Annotated in this window: 1 protein-coding gene; it reads left to right on the top strand. The window is 32.8% G+C overall.

Going from position 1 to position 732, the window contains the following annotated elements; all coding sequences use genetic code 11:
• Positions 1 to 732: AMP-binding protein (locus ACN1CN_RS22805; RefSeq protein ID WP_419137994.1), on the top strand; the 732-nt coding region annotated here is incomplete at both ends.

The following is a 732-nucleotide window of genomic DNA, read 5'->3' as shown; positions in this document are numbered from 1 at the left end:
CATTGATCTTGTTTCGGATTTTTATCAGGTAGAAGCGAGTTCTAATCTTCCACAACATAGTTTAGCAAAGAATCTGGCTTATGTTATTTATACCTCCGGAACGACAGGCAGGCCTAAAGGGGTGATGGTAGAGCATAAAGCATTTTTACAATTCATTTTTAATTTTAAAGACTATTTGATTGATGAATTTAATCAAAAGAGACAAAATGTTTTAAGTTTAACAAATTATGTTTTTGATATATTTGGATTAGAATATGCACTTCCGTTAATTGGAGGGAATAAGATTACTTTATCATCTATATACAAAATAAGAGAAGAAGAATTATTAAGTGTTAACATAATACAGCAAACGCCAAGTAGTTTATTATATTTAACAAATCATTATTTTAATAAATTAAAAGAGGTTATTTGTCTTGTTGGAGGGGAAGCACTTTCGCCTTCGGTAGCGGAAAAATTGATTACTACTTTTGGAAGAGTAATTAATGTTTATGGTCCTGCAGAAACAGTAATATGGAGCTCTTCTTATGAAGTTAAAAAATCAAAAGAAGTGTATATTGGTAAGGCATTGTCAAATGAACGGATGTATATTCTAGATAGAAATAATTTTCCTGTTCCGATAGGTGTTATCGGTGAGCTTCATATAGGGGGTTCGGGTTTGGCCAGGGGGTATTTGAACCGTTTGGATTTAACCCATGAGCGATTTATAGATAATCCTTTTGCCACGCAGACAGA

The organism is Flavobacterium sp. T12S277 (assembly GCF_048514875.1).
Taxonomy (GTDB): Bacteria; Bacteroidota; Bacteroidia; order Flavobacteriales; family Flavobacteriaceae; genus Flavobacterium.
The sequence above is the reverse complement of the archived record's forward strand: the minus strand, read 5'-3'. Positions and strand labels throughout refer to the sequence as shown.